This window comes from Photobacterium aphoticum (assembly GCF_001029435.1).
In the GTDB taxonomy this organism is placed as follows: domain Bacteria; phylum Pseudomonadota; class Gammaproteobacteria; order Enterobacterales; family Vibrionaceae; genus Photobacterium; species Photobacterium aphoticum.
In genome coordinates, this window is the sequence record NZ_LDOV01000021.1 from 31,069 (window position 1) to 45,785 (window position 14,717).

The following is a 14,717-nucleotide window of genomic DNA, read 5'->3' on the forward strand; positions in this document are numbered from 1 at the left end:
CTGTCTTTCCCGCTTTTCGCTATTCAGGTTGCCAGATAACGGTGTCCACATCTTGTGCGGGCAACTGGGTTAACTGCGTCGACAACGCCTGCTTAAACTGATGCACCGACACATCCGGCTGCCACTCCATCACCAGCCCTTTTACCACCACCGGCTGTTTCAGCCGCTGATGGATCACCGTGTCGCAGCTTTGGTGGACTAACTGCTGCAACCGCGCCACCACCACCTTGGCCCCTTCAATGTCGGTATCCGGCAACACCACCACAAACTCATCGCCATTGAGACGAGCCAGAAAATCGCGCGGCCGGAATGTGCCCCGGCGCAGCACTCGGCCGATGCGTTTTACCAACGCCTTGGCCGCGTCTTGCCCGTACGTCATGCCATACCAGCGCAACGGGGTAATCGACAGGGCCACCACCGCCAATTGGGTGTTATCACGGCGGGCCGACAGCACTTCCCGCTCCATCACAATGTCAAAATGCTTGTGGTTTTGCAGCCCGGTCAGCGGATCAATCAAGGCCACATTGGCCAGCTCTAGCCGCAACCGCTGCTCTTGATAACCGTGCCAGACGGACGAGTGAAACCAGTAATAGAGATATTCACGCACCATGATGACCATCACCACACGCACCAGTACGGTAAAGAAAATCAGCGCTTCCGGCATGCCGAAGGTGTGTGTTTCAGAAAGCCCTGTGCTCGGCAGAAGCGTATTCGACAGAGCCGTATTAGACAACACGGTATCCGACACCAGCCACGCCAATAACACCGGCAACACCGCCAGATAGGTCGCACTGCGGTAACTGAAAAAGGCGATCACCGCGATGATGATAAACAGGTCGCTATACAGCGCCACCGACGCCAAATGGGTACCATGCAGGGGCAACGCAAACAACCCGGCCCACCCCAGTCCATAAATGGCCGCTAACGCCGTCGAGATCCACTGCCAACGCCGCATTGCCGGTAAGGCTTGATGCAACAGCACCAGCGCCGCTAACGCCACCAGCACAAAGGCGACAATGCCCAATAAAATCGCTTCTGCCACCGGCGGTACCATGCTGCGCACCGCAAACACTTCCACCACCACCAACAGCAACAGGGTGAAAAAAGTGAGCGAGGCGAGCTTCCATCCCTGACGCTGACGAAAATACTGCTGAAACTCAAAATAGCTTTGCCCATCCATATCCGTGGTTAACAACGGGGCCATAATCCATGCTTCTCTAAAGGGTAAACGTCTCTTATTGAGAACGACCAAGCAGGAAAAAACTTAAAAGACATGGATCGCATTTTAAGGATCATGATCCAAAGCAGATCTTCCGTGTTAACAAATTGATCTCTTTTAGCGCCAGTGATAGCGTGGGAAAAAACAACAAGATGTACTGCACATGGACGCTCACTACACCATCGTTATTGCCGACGACCACCCGCTGTTCCGTAATGACCTGTTCCAATCGGTGCACATGGCGATCAGCGGGGCGACCCTATTAGAAGCCGACTCCCTCACCAGTCTGCTCGCCTTACTGGAAAAAGAGCCCGACGTCGACTTACTCCTGCTGGATCTGAAAATGCCCGGTGCCAACGGCATGTCCGGCCTCATTCAGCTGCGCAGCCAATACCCCGACTTGCCCATTGTGGTGATTTCCGCCAGCGAAGAAACCAGCGTGATCCGGCAGGTCCACAGCCACGGCGCGTTTGGCTTTATTCCCAAATCCAGTGACATGCGCGCCCTCATTCAATCACTTAATCAAGTGCTGGATGGGGAACCGGTCTTTCCGGACGGACTCGGTGAAGTTGATGCCGAATACCACGCTCTGACCGAGCGGATCGCCGCCCTGACACCTCAGCAGTACAAAGTCTTGGGGATGCTGGCCGACGGCTTGCTCAACAAACAAATCGCCTATGAGCTCAATGTCTCGGAAGCGACCATCAAAGCGCACATGACGGCGATCTTCCGCAAACTGGATGTGAAAAACCGCACCCAGGCGGTGATCTTGTTACAACAGATGGATCTCGCCCCGTGATCACTTTTTTATCGCTGAAGGTATAGACCTTTGGCTAAGCACACGTTTGACGTATCCCTCCCTATCCCTGCGCAAACTCACAAAATCGCCCCTTAAACGGCGATTTTGTCGTTCTTGGCTCGACTAAAGTTGCACTGTGCCGCCCGCCAATCATTGCTATTGTCAGTTCGTAACATTTCATTAACGTGAACACTGACGACATGCAAGGAGATAACAATGGCGTTTGAATCCAAGGAGCAGGCACAAGCCTACTGGAAAGAAAACCTCGCCACGATGGGCTCACTGTTAGCCATCTGGTTTCTCGTGTCATACGGTGCCGGCATTCTGTTTGTCGATGCCCTCAATACCATCCAATTTGCAGGCTTTAAGCTGGGCTTCTGGTTCTCGCAGCAAGGATCAATCTACACCTTTGTCGCGCTGATCTTCGTTTACGTCGTGCGCATGAACGCCCTCGACCGTAAGTTCAACGTACAGGAAGACTAAGGGGAAAATATGGAAATCCAAACCTGGACATTTATCTTGGTGGGCATCACGTTCGCCCTCTACATCGGCATCGCCATCTGGGCACGCGCCGGCTCTACCAGTGAATTCTACGTCGCCGGCGGCGGGGTGCACCCGGTCGCTAACGGCATGGCAACCGCAGCCGACTGGATGTCAGCGGCCTCGTTCATCTCCATGGCGGGGATCATCTCCTTCATCGGTTACGACGGCGGCGTCTACCTGATGGGTTGGACCGGCGGCTATGTCCTGCTGGCCCTGTGTCTCGCCCCTTACCTGCGTAAATTTGGCCAGTTCACCGTGCCGGATTTCATCGGTGAACGTTACTACTCCAAAACCGCCCGCATGGTCGCTGTGTTCTGTGCCATCTTCGTCTCGTTCACTTACGTGGCCGGTCAGATGCGTGGGGTCGGCGTGGTGTTTGCCCGCTTCCTGGAAGTCGACATCAACATGGGGATCATCATCGGGATGGGGATTGTGTTCTTCTATGCGGTCTTGGGCGGCATGAAAGGCATCACGTACACCCAGGTGGCTCAATTCTGTGTCCTCATCTTTGCCTTCCTGGTACCGGCGATTTTCACCTCTATCATGATCACCGGTAACCCGGTCCCGCAACTGGGTCTGGGCTCCACCATCAGCGGTTCAGAAACCTATGTTCTGGATAAACTGGACGGCCTGACCACCGAGCTCGGCTTTACCGCCTATACCGACGGTTCGAAAAGCATGGTGGATGTGTTCTTCATCTGTGCGGCACTCATGGTCGGTACGGCCGGTCTGCCTCACGTAATTATCCGCTTCTTCACCGTCCCGCGCGTGAAAGACGCCCGTATCTCTGCAGGCTGGGCATTGCTGTTCATCTCTATGCTGTACACCACTGCACCATCAGTAGCTGCATTTGCCCGCGTCAACATGATTGAAACCATCAACGGGCCAGACATGAAAGGTGTCGCGGCTGAGCAAGCGCCAAGCTGGGTGACCAACTGGGAAAAAACCGGTCTGGTGAAATGGGAAGATAAGAATAACGACGGCAAGATGTTCTACTCGGGCGATGAGCGTAACGAAATGAACATCAACCGTGACATCATCGTACTGGCAAGCCCTGAGCTGGCAAGCCTGCCTAACTGGGTTGTGGCACTACTGGCCGCTGGTGGCTTGGCGGCCGCCCTGTCTACCGCAGCCGGTCTGCTGCTGGTGATTTCGACCTCGATTTCCCATGACTTACTGAAAAAAGGCTTCAAACCGAACATGACCGATAAACAAGAGCTGCTGGCGGCCCGAGTGGGTGCAGCGGTGGCGATTGTCGGGGCGGGCTATCTGGGTATCAACCCACCGGGCTTTGTGGCACAGGTGGTGGCGTTCTCCTTCGGTCTGGCAGCGGCCTCGTTCTTCCCGGCCATTATTCTGGGGATCTTCTATAAGAAGATGAACAAGGAAGGCGCTATCGCCGGCATGATCACCGGTATCGCGTTCACCGCGTCGTACATCATCTACTTCAAGTTCATCAACCCAGCGGCCAGCACCCCTGAAAACTGGTGGTTCGGGATCAGCCCAGAAGGCATCGGTACACTGGGTATGTGTCTGAACTTTGTGGTCTCGATTGTGGTGAACAAGTTCACGGCTGAAGTGCCGAAAGACGTGCAGGACATGGTGGAATCCATCCGCTATCCGAAAGGCGCAGGTGAAGCCCACGACCATTAATAGCCAGAACCTAGAACCTAGAACCTAAAACCTAAAACCTAAAACCTAAAACCTAAAATCTAGGAACTAGGAACTAGGAACTAGGAACTAAAAAAATATTCCAACACACTCCCTAACGACAAAACGGAGCCTTCGGGCTCCGTTTTTATTTGGCGTTGACTACGACAGTTGACCTAGAACAAGCCTTTCTTCTTCACTTTGCGAATGCTGGCGATCTGCTCGCTCAGGTTAGGCTCGCTCGCCGGTACCGCAGCCGGCTCGGCTGTCACACTGGCTTTCACACCACTGTGTTGCAACGCGCGGATCATCTGACTTTGCGCAGAGATCAGGGCTTTCAAGTCAGCAATTTCAGCCGCCTGACTCTGACTGTGCGCCTGATGTTGTGCCTGCAGTTCACGGATCAGCGGAGACACCACGGCTTCGGTGATATCAGCAGTGAGCCCGCCGCGTAATGCCTGACCCAGCTCATTGCCCAGATCGGCTTTGAATACCGCTAAGGTCGCTGCCAGCGCTTCACCTTGGTCATCCGATTCAACCGACTGCGCGCCAGCCTGTGCCACCACAGCGGCAGAGGCTTCTATCGCTTCCATTGAGGCATCCATTGACGCTGCGATTGAAGTCGTTAGCGTCTGCTGCAAACCGTTCAGTTGCGAGGCCATGCTCTGCTGAAAACGGGCCAATTCTTCACGCAGCATCTCTTGCTGGTGCTGTTGCGCCTGCAGGGCTTGGGCACTCGCGGCGTCCGCTTCCGGATTCGGTAACACCAGCCCACACATCTTCAGCTTCTGTGCCAGCGTCTCCATGTGAATGGTGTTTTCTGACAAGGTCGCCGACAGCTGACTGGTCAAGGCCGGGCTCAATAAATGCAAAAACAGCCCGGACAGGTAGATGTCTTTGTGGCGGTGCAGGTTGTGGTGCAACTCTTTACCGGCACTGGGTGTTTCCACTAACTGTCGACGCTCTTCGACCCAACGCTGCATGATGCCGACCGCATAGCGGTCAGCGTCAGAGTTCACCGGATCAAGAAACAGCGAACAGTTAACCCGCTTAAGCTGATTAGTCATCAGCAACCTCAATGAGGGTCTCTGGGTTCACATCCACGTCGATATCATCCGCGTGGTACATGCATAGCTCACGCGCCAGCGCCGACTGTGATTCGTTGATCAGCACCACACGCTCACCCAGGGTCGGATACGCTTCTGCAATCGCCGGGTAAATCAGTGACGCGCCACCACCGACCAGGTAAACACGGTTCGGGTTCTTGGCAAATTTCTTTGCTTCAATCGCCACCGCACTGCCCAGTTCCGCGATCTTGTTTTCAATCTTGGTCAGGATCGCATCAATCTGCGACTCGTCATTCACCACTTCTTTGACAAATTCCATGTCATGACGGCGCTTGATCAGCTCGTTCGCCACCAGGTAGCTTGCATCGCTGTCTGCGGCAGCCAGCACTTTACGCGCCAAGTCTGTCACCATCGACACACCGATTTCTTTGTTGCCGTACACAGCAGACACATCATCGAACTCACCCACAACCACGCCCATGTCCAGCGTGGTACCGCCACAGTCAATCACCAGTGAACGGGTAAACTCGTTACAGTTAGAGTTCATCAAAGTCGACAGCACCGCCGGCACACTTTCCGGCATCACATTCACATCGACGATCTGGAACAGCTCGCCTTTGTTCAGCTCAATCGCACGCATCAGGTTCTGGCGTTTTTTCTCGATGTTCGCTTCGTTACGCTGGCAATCTTCCGGATCGTAAAACTCGGTGATCGGCAGGGTCACCACCAAGGTGACCGGACACGGCGTCAGGCCGGTTTGCAGCAGCGCATGGTGCACAGCGAGCAAGTTCAAGTCGTCATACTGGTAATCCACATGGGTGGTTTCCAGTGCTTTGTCAGAAGTCGCATCGTAGGTGTACTTGGTGGTACCGATGGTGTAGTTGTATACCTGCTTATCACGGCGCAGTGCCGCACTCTTCCAGTCTTTACGGAACGAGTTCGGTGACACAATGGTCTTTAGCTGGTTGTTCTCAATCCAGCTCACCTTCACGTTGGTTGAACCGTCATCCACTGCAATGGTTAACGCAGATACCGTCATAATACGTACTCACAAATCTAAAACAGAAACGCTAGGGCCCCCGCTGCGCGATAAGAAAGGCAGCAACACACGGATGACCCTACAAAAAAATATCGACCCGCCGCGCCCTGCCAACACAAGGATTGGGCGACGGGTAAAAAGACTTACTGGCTGTTGGCGGTTAGTTATCGGCAACCTTGAGCAAAAGTAAAGGCAGCATGGCTTCATCCACCTGCAAATATTTCTCAATAATGCCTTTGATCCCTTTTGAGACCTTCACGCCGTGGCTGCGGGCGCGGTGATAACTCTGCACCACGTGGATCACATCGTTATCCGCCAGCGGACGTGACGAGGCAATCGCCATCAGTGCGCCACGCAATAAGAAGAAATCAATCACCTGCTCAGCAAAGACCTCATACAAGCCTTTGCTTGGGAAGTCATGCTGGTACATGCCATATAAAAAGTAATTCAACCAGATATGCGGGTTCGACGAGATATAATCCTGATAATGACCATTAAAGCCCTGAAGCAAGATCGCTTTTTGCTGTTCAATATCTTCCCCCGCCTGACCTAACGTCGCCACCAGTTGCGCATGGATTTGCTCAATACGCTGCAGCACCAAACCGTGCTTTTCGGTGATCCCCAATGCCAGATGTACGTTGTAGAGTCGTGTCAAAAAGATGGTGTGCATCTCGACCATGCTGCCCGTACGTGCATACATCTCCAGAAAATCGCCGTTCACGATCCCAGCCACGCAATAGTCAAACGCCTGCTGGAAACTGTCTGGACAATCCTTTTTCGCTTCCAGCATTTTGAGACTGGTGCCCAGCATGAACAACTTGGCTTCCAACGCCACCCCTTCCATCAACAACACGTCGATATACAGCTGACGCACCGCATCGTAATAATGCGGGTAACGGTAAGGCACCGGTTTGGCATTGGCCGTGAAAAGGGGCTTTTCACTGAACATCATCGCTGACGGGTTCAGCAGTACCTGACGAGCCGCTTCCGGGCACGACAAAGTAAGGCTTCGCTCAACACGTTCCCCACGCGTCTGACTCAGGCGCGGGTAGGTTTTACAAGTATTAGAGAGACGAGTGTGGCCGTGCGCTTTATGCACATCACATAAACCTTGGGCGTCACGGAAAGGACACACACCCTGCGCATCCAGTTTGATTTTGGCAAACGCTTTTTCCCCGGGTGTTTTCAGGATCACTTGTGCGGACTTTTCACGGAACGCACTTTTCTCGACCATGAAACGGTAGGTCGGCTTATCAATATGAATATTCCAGCCATGGCAGCAGTGATCTTCACACTGATCGGCAATGCAGGAAAACTGTTCCACGAATTGTGGGATTACTTCAATTTGTCTCATTGTTTCTTACTTCACCATGACATCGAGTCGGGATACCGGTTGATTCGCTTCCGCTAACTGGCGGGCGTGCTCTATGGCTGTCGGCGTGGATTGTGTGCCTTTACCAAACAACATCGCCAGTTGCTGATCTGCCTCAGGGGTTAAAATCATCAGTTCAATGCGGCGGTTCTGACCACTGCGCGGGTTGGCTTCATCAATCAACATTCGCTCAGCCATTGCTACCACTTGCAACACGTTGGCCTGCGGCAGGCCGGAGTCCACCAAAAACTGGCGGGCCGCCATGGCGCGATCGCCTGATAGCTCCCAGTTACCATAATTGCTGGATTTAAAGTGGGTGTTATCGGTATGCCCGCTGATCACCAAACGGTTTTTGATTTGCCCCAGCATCGGTGCCAGTTCAAACAGCATGTCCTCAAAAAACGGCGTGATGATCGCACTGCCACGGCCAAACATGGCCTGTCGGTCGGTATCCTGAATCAAAATACGCAGCCCTTGTGGCACCAATTCCAACACCAAGTTACTGCTGGCTGAGAGCGCATCGGCCATCTCAGCCACTTCCTGCGCCAGCATTTCCAGCTGCGCTGCATTCAGGTGTTGGCCCTTGAGGATGGAATTGAGCTCGCGACCACGACCGGCATTGGCTGCAATTTCCCCTTCCGGTAACTGCTGATGCAACGAGGGTCCCAACGTATCCGGGCCATTGAGTTTCGACTGCACCGGGTTTTCAAACGGGGAGGCCTGGCCGCCAAAATCAATCGGGAACGGGCTGTTACGCAAATCAAACAGGTTATCCATGTTGTCAAACACACTGCTGTTTTGCAGGCGGTACTGGATCTCTTCCCGCTCATCGGCCGACGCGATTTCCATGATCCACAGCACCATGAAGAACGCCATCATGGCAATCGCAAAGTCAGCAAAGGCCACTTTCCATGCCCCGCCATGGTGATCATCATGATGACCACGGCGCTTTTTTTTCACGATAATCGTGGGATGATTGCTTGCCATGCTTACCCCTTGGCGACCCAGCGTTCCATTTCAGTGAACGACGGTTTGTATTCGGAGTGCAGCATCTTACGCCCGGCATCGAGCGCCAATAGCGTCGGCTTACCCTGCACCTGCGCGACCAAAATCGCCGCCGCCATGTTCAGAGCCATCATCTCTTTTTTCACCTGACCGGCCATGCTGTTCGCCAAGGGTTCACAGAAGCCGTAGGCCATCAACACACCAAAGAAGGTACCGACCAACGCCGCCGCCACTTTCACCCCAATCAGGGTCAGCGGACCACCGATGTTTTGCATGGTCACCACAATGCCCAGTACCGCCGCCACAATCCCGAAGCCCGGCATGGCCTCACCGATGCGCGACATCGCCTTGGACGGGCGCAGCAAGTCTTCTTCCAACGTGTGCAATTCCATCTCTAACGCCGCTTCCAGATCGTGATGGCTCATCTTGCCCATCGCCATCATGCGCAGGTTATCGGTGATAAAACTGATCAAGACATTGGAACGGGCCACTTCCGGATAGCGGTTAAAAATGTCACTGCCAGCCGGATTTTCAATGTGATCATCCAGCTTTTTAATGCCGTCTTTGCGAATCACTTCCAGCAGCTCAAACATCACTTCCAGCACAGATTTGTAGTAATCATTGCTGTAACCGCGCCCCATCGACATTTTGATGCGGGTCAGGATGTTTTTCAGGACATACTTCGGGTTTGAGATCACCAGAGAGCCTAAGCCCGCCCCCAAAATAATGATGAATTCTGCCGGCTGCCACAGGGCGGCCATTTTGCCGGTCGCCATCAAATAGCCGCCGGTTACACTGCCAAAGACAATGAAAAAGCCTAGTATCGTTTGCATGTCATGCTCCGTTACACCGATTCCCGCCAATCGGCCAACAATGAATGAAGGGTTTTAATGGCCTTGCTGTGGAGCTGACTAATACGGGCTTCAGTCACTTCAAAGGCTAACGCGATCTCTTTCAGGTTCATTTCATGCTCATAGTAGAAACACAAAATCTGCTGATCTCGCTCGCTCAATTGGGCCAACGCCTGCACCAGTGCCCGTTTCAGGGCGGCACGCTCATGGCGCTGACACTGAAAACTCAAGCCGAAAAACTGCTCGCCGTTTTCCTGTAAGGTTTCCAGACTGCCCAGCTGCTCGGCTTCATGATCCAACCGGCGTTGCTGCACCTCCTGCAACGGCACCGCCAATGCCTGCGCCAACTCTTGCTCTGTCGGAGTACGCCCCAACTGGCGACTGAGCCGGCGTTCGCAGTCACGCATCTCATGGCTGCGCTGACGGGTGCGGCGAGAGCGCCAATCCATCCGGCGCAGTTCATCCAGCACCGCGCCGCGAATACGCTGCGTGGCCAAACGGATCAATGCCTCCCCGTCCAATTCGGGATACCGGCGGATCACATCCAAGAGGGCCACCAGGCCGATTTGCTCCATGTCTTCCAGCGACAACAAGGTCGTGACCTGCGCCGTCATATGACGACAGACCTGACGCACCAATCCGGTGTGCGCGTGGATCAAGCGGGTTTCCCGAGCACGATCCACCACTTGCTGACTCTGCTGATACGCCATCATCCCTTCATGGTGATAAGCATTAAGCGCACCTTGCACAGAACCTCCTTACTGGATAACCATCTTGGTGATCAGCACTTTTTCAATGCCGTTCGCCCCGGCCATCTCATTCATCACGCCACGGATCCCGTCGCGCAATTCCAGCTCCAGGGTCGACATCGCTTCTTTGGCAACGAGCTCGTCATAGCCTTTCTGGCTGACCGCCGAAACCACCGCGTTCTGTACCAGGGGTTTGAATTCCTGGATAAGCTCAATCTGCTGGCGGTCATAACTCATCAACGTGATTTCCAGCATCAGGTAATGCAGGCGCTCTTTACCCGGCACGCTCATCACAAACTTGTTCAATGGCAAAAACACCGGCTTTTTCACCAGCGCCGCTGCCGGTACGGCCTGCGTATCAGCCACTTCCAGCAACTGCTCTGCCTGTTGCTGCTGCCAATACCACCAGCCTCCCGCACCAACGGCGGCCATCACCGCCACAGCAGCGGCTGCTACCCAGGCGGTTTTGTTCTTTTTCGGTTGTACGTCTTCTGTCATGTTCTTTTCCCTGCCCGCTCATCGGGCTCAATACGGTGGTGCTCGCCCTGTGTGGCCTTACACAATGGATTCAAATGGCGAGGCGGCAAAACGCGCGCTCAGGGCATACGCCGGCATGGATGCACGGGCTGGCCGCACGTCATTGGCGGCGATGGTGTGATCATCCTGCTGTGTCTGCGTGTCATCCTGCCCCTGCTGTGACAGACCGCTGGACACAGACACATCCACCAAATCCAACGCACTGCCATCAAAGTCCAGACGCAAGCGCTCCGCATTGGCCGCTAACGCTTCACGCAATTGAGGATGGGCCGCACCGAAATGCACTGACGCCTTATCCCCGTCCACACGAATGCTGACTTCCAATTTCCCCAACTCCGGGGGATCCAAACGGATATAGGCTTTTTGCAATCCGTCTTGCTTGGTGAGCGACATACGCGCGCGCAGTTGCTCAACCAGATCTTTCCCCCACTCTGGCGAGGTCACATCGACACTGGCTTGCAAATGCTGGGTCGCCACATCGGTCAGGTTGGCACTCTGCGCTGCTGATGGTGATGCCGCTTGCTGCATCTGCTGCTGTGCTAACGCCTGCAGGTTGTGCATGGCGACACCTTGTCCCGCCCCTTGCATCGCACCGTGTCCTGCACCCTGCATCAGTTGCTGAAGGGCTTCCAATAACGCCGCAGTCGGTGCGGGACGGCCGTCGACGGACAACGCTTTCATGTCAGACACCAACGTCAAACCGTCTTGCACCACGCTATTGAGCTGGCTCGCCGAATGGTTTACTGAATGACCTAACACATCCGCCGTTAAAGCGTGCGTTGTCATGCTGAGCGATGGGTTCCCCCCGCGCATCGATAATGCCTGCACACTGCTCGCCAAGTTTGCGATCGCATTCATGCCCGTCTCCTGACGGCGCAACGCCGCAGCCAAGGCTTGCGTGAGTTCACCCTGTTGGCCTGCGGACAATCCCAGCTGTTGCATCATGGTTTCCAGCGCCTGCGCCGGATCCGGCTGTGCCTGTAACCATTGCGCCAGTTGCTCAAGTGCAGGTGTGTCACCAGACACTGACAACTCGCCAGACATGAACTGTTCGCCGGAAACAGACTGGTCACCGGATGATGCAGTCTCTAATGCCGAGGTGGATGTCCCTGCTTGCGTGTAGGCCTGCTCAAACGAGGCATTGTCGGATGACCCCGTTTGAGGGTTCGCATTCGTGGTGTGTTCGGTTTTCCCTGCAGCTCCGGAGACGGAGCCAGCCGCGCCAGACACAGCCGAAGCGGCCGCTGATGAGACGGAAACTTGCATCGTGTGATTCCCGTTATTGGTGTTGCAGATACGCCATCACCCCTTCCCGGGTGCTGGCTTGTTGATTGATTTGCTGTTGGATCTCGGCTTTTTTCGCCTGACCGGCGGCCAGCATGGTGGTGTACAGCGCATTGATCTGTGCCAGTTGCGCCCGGGTCGCCGGTTCGTGCATGCGCGCACGCAATGCCGGCAGCAGTTGCTGCAACGTCTTGTCCAATACCGCCAACTGATCCCAATCCTGCGCAGTCAGTGCCGCTTCAAACGCCGCACGCAACGCCGCTAACTGACGAGGCCATGCCGTGCCCGGACGCACCGTAAAACCCGCCCCTGGTGTCGACACCGCATTAACCGTTGGCGTTGGCGACGTCGGTACAGACGCAAAGCGCGAGGTCACAGGTTGGCTGCGCGGTGAGGCCATTGCCTTACTGCTCACTGCCGACCTGCACTTTTTCAGGCTTCAGAACAACCCAGCCTTCCAGAATATCGGTGATCAAACGGATCACTTCATCAATGCCCGCCACCTCGTTGTTGCAGTTGGCTTCAAACAAACGGCGGCCACAGTAGTCATACAGACGGAACAACTCTTGGGTCACGTCACCGCCTTTTTCTTCATCCAGCACCGAGCTCAATCCGTTCAGGATGTCGAGACACTTTGAAATAGTCAGCCCTTTATCGGCAATCTGGCCGCGCTCCATAAAGCCTTTGGCACGGTTGAGGTTATCCAGCAACCCTTCCAGCAACATCTGGATCAAACGGTGTGGGCTGGCGGCGGCGGCCTGCGCATGGTTCTGCGCGTGTTGGTAGGCACCAAGGCCTTCTGCATTCATCATGATTATGTCTATCTTTCGTATTCAGTGTTTATCGTGGTCGCTAGCGCGTTAATGCGGCGTTTAAACAACAAAACCGGGCACGACAGCCCGGTTCATTCAGCCTGCTTACATCAGCATGCTGATCATCATGTTTTGGGTTTGGTTCATCTGCGCGATCTGGCTGTCCATCTTGGCGTAGTAATCACGCAGGGAAATCGTTTTGGCTTCCATACGGATATCCAATGCTTCACGCTCTTCGGCAATGCGTTCGTTGTCGGCTTCCAGGCGATCTTGGCGGATATCAAACAGGCCGCCGTTTTTGTGGTAGTCATCCAGCACCGTCATCATCTTGTCCATCATACCCGGCTGGGTGTCATCCAGCGGGTTACCCATGAACAAGTTAGCGATATCATCGAAATTCTCTTCCAGCGCTTTGTCCATTTTGCTCTGGTCAATTTCCAGCGTACCGCTCACTGTGGTGGTGATCCCCAACTGCGACAAGGTCTCCAGGGCAGACGCGCTGTATTCGTCCGAGATCACTTCGCGCAAACGCGATACCATGGAACGTACCCCGGCATCACCTGACAGTGCCGCCGCCTGCTCTTCGCTCGACTTGGTGTAGGTGTTAACGGTTTCCATCACCTTGTTGTAGCTGTCGATGAACTTCTTCACCGTGTCTTTCACGCCCGCTTCATCGCGTGCGATGTTGACGTTTACCGTGCCCGGCTCTTTCAGGGTCAGGGTGATACCGTCAATGACGTTTTCCATTTTGTTGGAGCTGGACGTCAGCTCCATGGTGCCGAACATCACCTTGGCATCTTGGCCCGCTTGCAAGTTCTTATGGCCGGCCGCTAAAGTACCTGTCACATCGGCTGCCGCCGGCACACTGTTGACCGTAAAACCGTTCGCCGCGCCGGTTTCATTGGCGTTAAGCACCAGGCTGACATTGTCACCACTGCGCACTAGCGTGGCTTTTACACCCTCATTGTCCGGGTGGTTATTGATGGCCGACTGCACTTCTTCCAGCGAGACGCCCTGAGTCGTCAGACGGGTGATTTTATCGTCATAGCTTTTCTGGCCTTCGTTGAAGGTATCTAAGCGCTTTTGATCAAAATCTTTGTTCTTGGGATCCGTCAAAATGGCTTTGGCTTCGGCTTTCCACGCACCAGCGTCATCCATCTCGATATCAAATTCTTTGGCGATATTTTCCAGCGTGCGGTTTTCATGCTCCGCTTTTTTGGTGGTCTGCTCACCGGCCAGTTTGGTGGCTAACGCGGCAATATCCACTTCCACCGTTTTACCGCCAGTGGTAAAGCCTACTTTACCACTCTTGAGGTAGCTGTCTTTGCCCAGCGAAATAAGTTGATCACGCTGTGCTTGTGCAAGATCGACCACTTCAAAGTTGTATTCGCCAGCCACCGCACCGGCGCCAATGCTGACACCCAGCGTGTCACTGTTACTGAGCTCAGCTTTTAGCTTGTTCAGCTCAGTGACCGAGTTCAGATCTTCCACCGTGTCACGGAAGCTGTTCAGGGTGTTCTGAATTTCCTTCAGCGCATCCATTTCCGCTGTGTTCATGCCTTCCTGACGATTGAGCTGGTTATCTTTTGGTGCGCGCTCGGAAGCCACAATCACTTCGATCATTGAGTTAAAATCAATGCCCGAACCTATACCTGTCATAAACATACGGCGTCTCCTGTTGTGCCTCGGCCGAGCAAGCGAATAATGTGCTGCAAGCGCCCATGGACCTTGGGTGATAGAGTGTAATAAGCAAAAAACATACCAATCTATTTATTGATAGTTGTGCGTGA

15 protein-coding genes are annotated in these 14,717 nt (G+C 54.3%); 3 read left to right on the plus strand and 12 right to left on the minus strand.

Annotated elements, in window-relative coordinates:
* Window positions 1-19: 19 nt before the first annotated feature.
* Window positions 20-1,204: a GGDEF domain-containing protein gene (locus ABT58_RS11530; RefSeq protein WP_047874564.1), complete on the minus strand. Its 1,185-nt coding sequence runs from the start codon at window positions 1,202-1,204 to the stop codon at window positions 20-22.
* A 178-nt stretch (window positions 1,205-1,382) separates the two neighbouring features.
* Between ABT58_RS11530 and ABT58_RS11535 the strand changes: the two genes are divergently transcribed.
* The 3 genes from ABT58_RS11535 (at window position 1,383) to ABT58_RS11545 (ending at window position 4,214) form a co-directional block, all read left to right on the plus strand.
* On the plus strand, window positions 1,383-2,018 hold the full coding sequence (locus ABT58_RS11535) for a response regulator (protein ID WP_047874565.1): 636 nt from the start codon (window positions 1,383-1,385) through the stop codon (window positions 2,016-2,018).
* 216 nt (window positions 2,019-2,234) lie between these two features.
* A complete protein-coding gene (locus tag ABT58_RS11540; protein ID WP_047874566.1) occupies window positions 2,235-2,501 on the plus strand; it encodes a DUF4212 domain-containing protein in 267 nt (88 codons plus the stop codon).
* A 9-nt stretch (window positions 2,502-2,510) separates the two neighbouring features.
* On the plus strand, window positions 2,511-4,214 hold the full coding sequence (locus ABT58_RS11545) for a sodium:solute symporter family protein (protein WP_047874567.1): 1,704 nt from the start codon (window positions 2,511-2,513) through the stop codon (window positions 4,212-4,214).
* A 173-nt stretch (window positions 4,215-4,387) separates the two neighbouring features.
* Here the strand turns inward: ABT58_RS11545 and ABT58_RS23485 are convergent, their stop codons facing one another.
* From ABT58_RS23485 to fliD, 11 genes are all read right to left on the minus strand, one after another.
* Complete coding sequence (locus tag ABT58_RS23485; RefSeq protein ID WP_053063058.1) at window positions 4,388-5,278, minus strand: hypothetical protein; 891 nt, start codon at window positions 5,276-5,278, stop codon at window positions 4,388-4,390.
* Window positions 5,271-6,317, minus strand: coding sequence for a plasmid segregation protein ParM domain-containing protein (parM, locus tag ABT58_RS11555; protein ID WP_047874568.1), 1,047 nt, complete (start codon window positions 6,315-6,317; stop codon window positions 5,271-5,273). The genes ABT58_RS23485 and parM overlap by 8 nt, the downstream gene beginning before the upstream one ends.
* 160 nt (window positions 6,318-6,477) lie before the next feature.
* The gene (gene fliB / locus ABT58_RS11560; RefSeq protein ID WP_047874569.1) at window positions 6,478-7,671 is read right to left on the minus strand and encodes a flagellin lysine-N-methylase; all 1,194 of its coding nucleotides are present in this window, start codon (window positions 7,669-7,671) and stop codon (window positions 6,478-6,480) included.
* Between the two features lie 6 nt (window positions 7,672-7,677).
* The gene (locus ABT58_RS11565) at window positions 7,678-8,676 is read right to left on the minus strand and encodes a flagellar motor protein MotB (protein ID WP_047874570.1); all 999 of its coding nucleotides are present in this window, start codon (window positions 8,674-8,676) and stop codon (window positions 7,678-7,680) included.
* A 2-nt stretch (window positions 8,677-8,678) separates the two neighbouring features.
* Window positions 8,679-9,527: a flagellar motor stator protein MotA gene (gene motA, locus ABT58_RS11570; RefSeq protein WP_047874571.1), complete on the minus strand. Its 849-nt coding sequence runs from the start codon at window positions 9,525-9,527 to the stop codon at window positions 8,679-8,681.
* A gap of 11 nt (window positions 9,528-9,538) precedes the next feature.
* The gene (locus ABT58_RS11575; protein ID WP_229821770.1) at window positions 9,539-10,294 is read right to left on the minus strand and encodes a FliA/WhiG family RNA polymerase sigma factor; all 756 of its coding nucleotides are present in this window, start codon (window positions 10,292-10,294) and stop codon (window positions 9,539-9,541) included.
* A 9-nt stretch (window positions 10,295-10,303) separates the two neighbouring features.
* Window positions 10,304-10,792, minus strand: a complete 489-nt coding sequence (locus tag ABT58_RS11580) for a flagellar basal body-associated FliL family protein (protein WP_047874572.1) — start codon at window positions 10,790-10,792, stop codon at window positions 10,304-10,306.
* 57 nt (window positions 10,793-10,849) lie between these two features.
* Window positions 10,850-12,097 carry a flagellar hook-length control protein FliK gene (locus ABT58_RS23490; RefSeq protein ID WP_053063059.1) on the minus strand — a complete coding sequence of 416 codons (1,248 nt, stop codon included), beginning with the start codon at window positions 12,095-12,097 and terminating at the stop codon, window positions 10,850-10,852.
* Between the two features lie 13 nt (window positions 12,098-12,110).
* Entirely contained in the window at window positions 12,111-12,530 is a 420-nt protein-coding gene (locus tag ABT58_RS11590; RefSeq protein ID WP_229821769.1) for a hypothetical protein, read from the minus strand.
* Window positions 12,520-12,927, minus strand: coding sequence for a flagellar export chaperone FliS (gene fliS, locus ABT58_RS11595; protein WP_047874573.1), 408 nt, complete (start codon window positions 12,925-12,927; stop codon window positions 12,520-12,522). The genes ABT58_RS11590 and fliS overlap by 11 nt, the downstream gene beginning before the upstream one ends.
* A gap of 105 nt (window positions 12,928-13,032) precedes the next feature.
* A complete protein-coding gene (fliD, locus tag ABT58_RS11600) occupies window positions 13,033-14,592 on the minus strand; it encodes a flagellar filament capping protein FliD (protein WP_047874574.1) in 1,560 nt (519 codons plus the stop codon).
* Window positions 14,593-14,717: the final 125 nt, after the last annotated feature.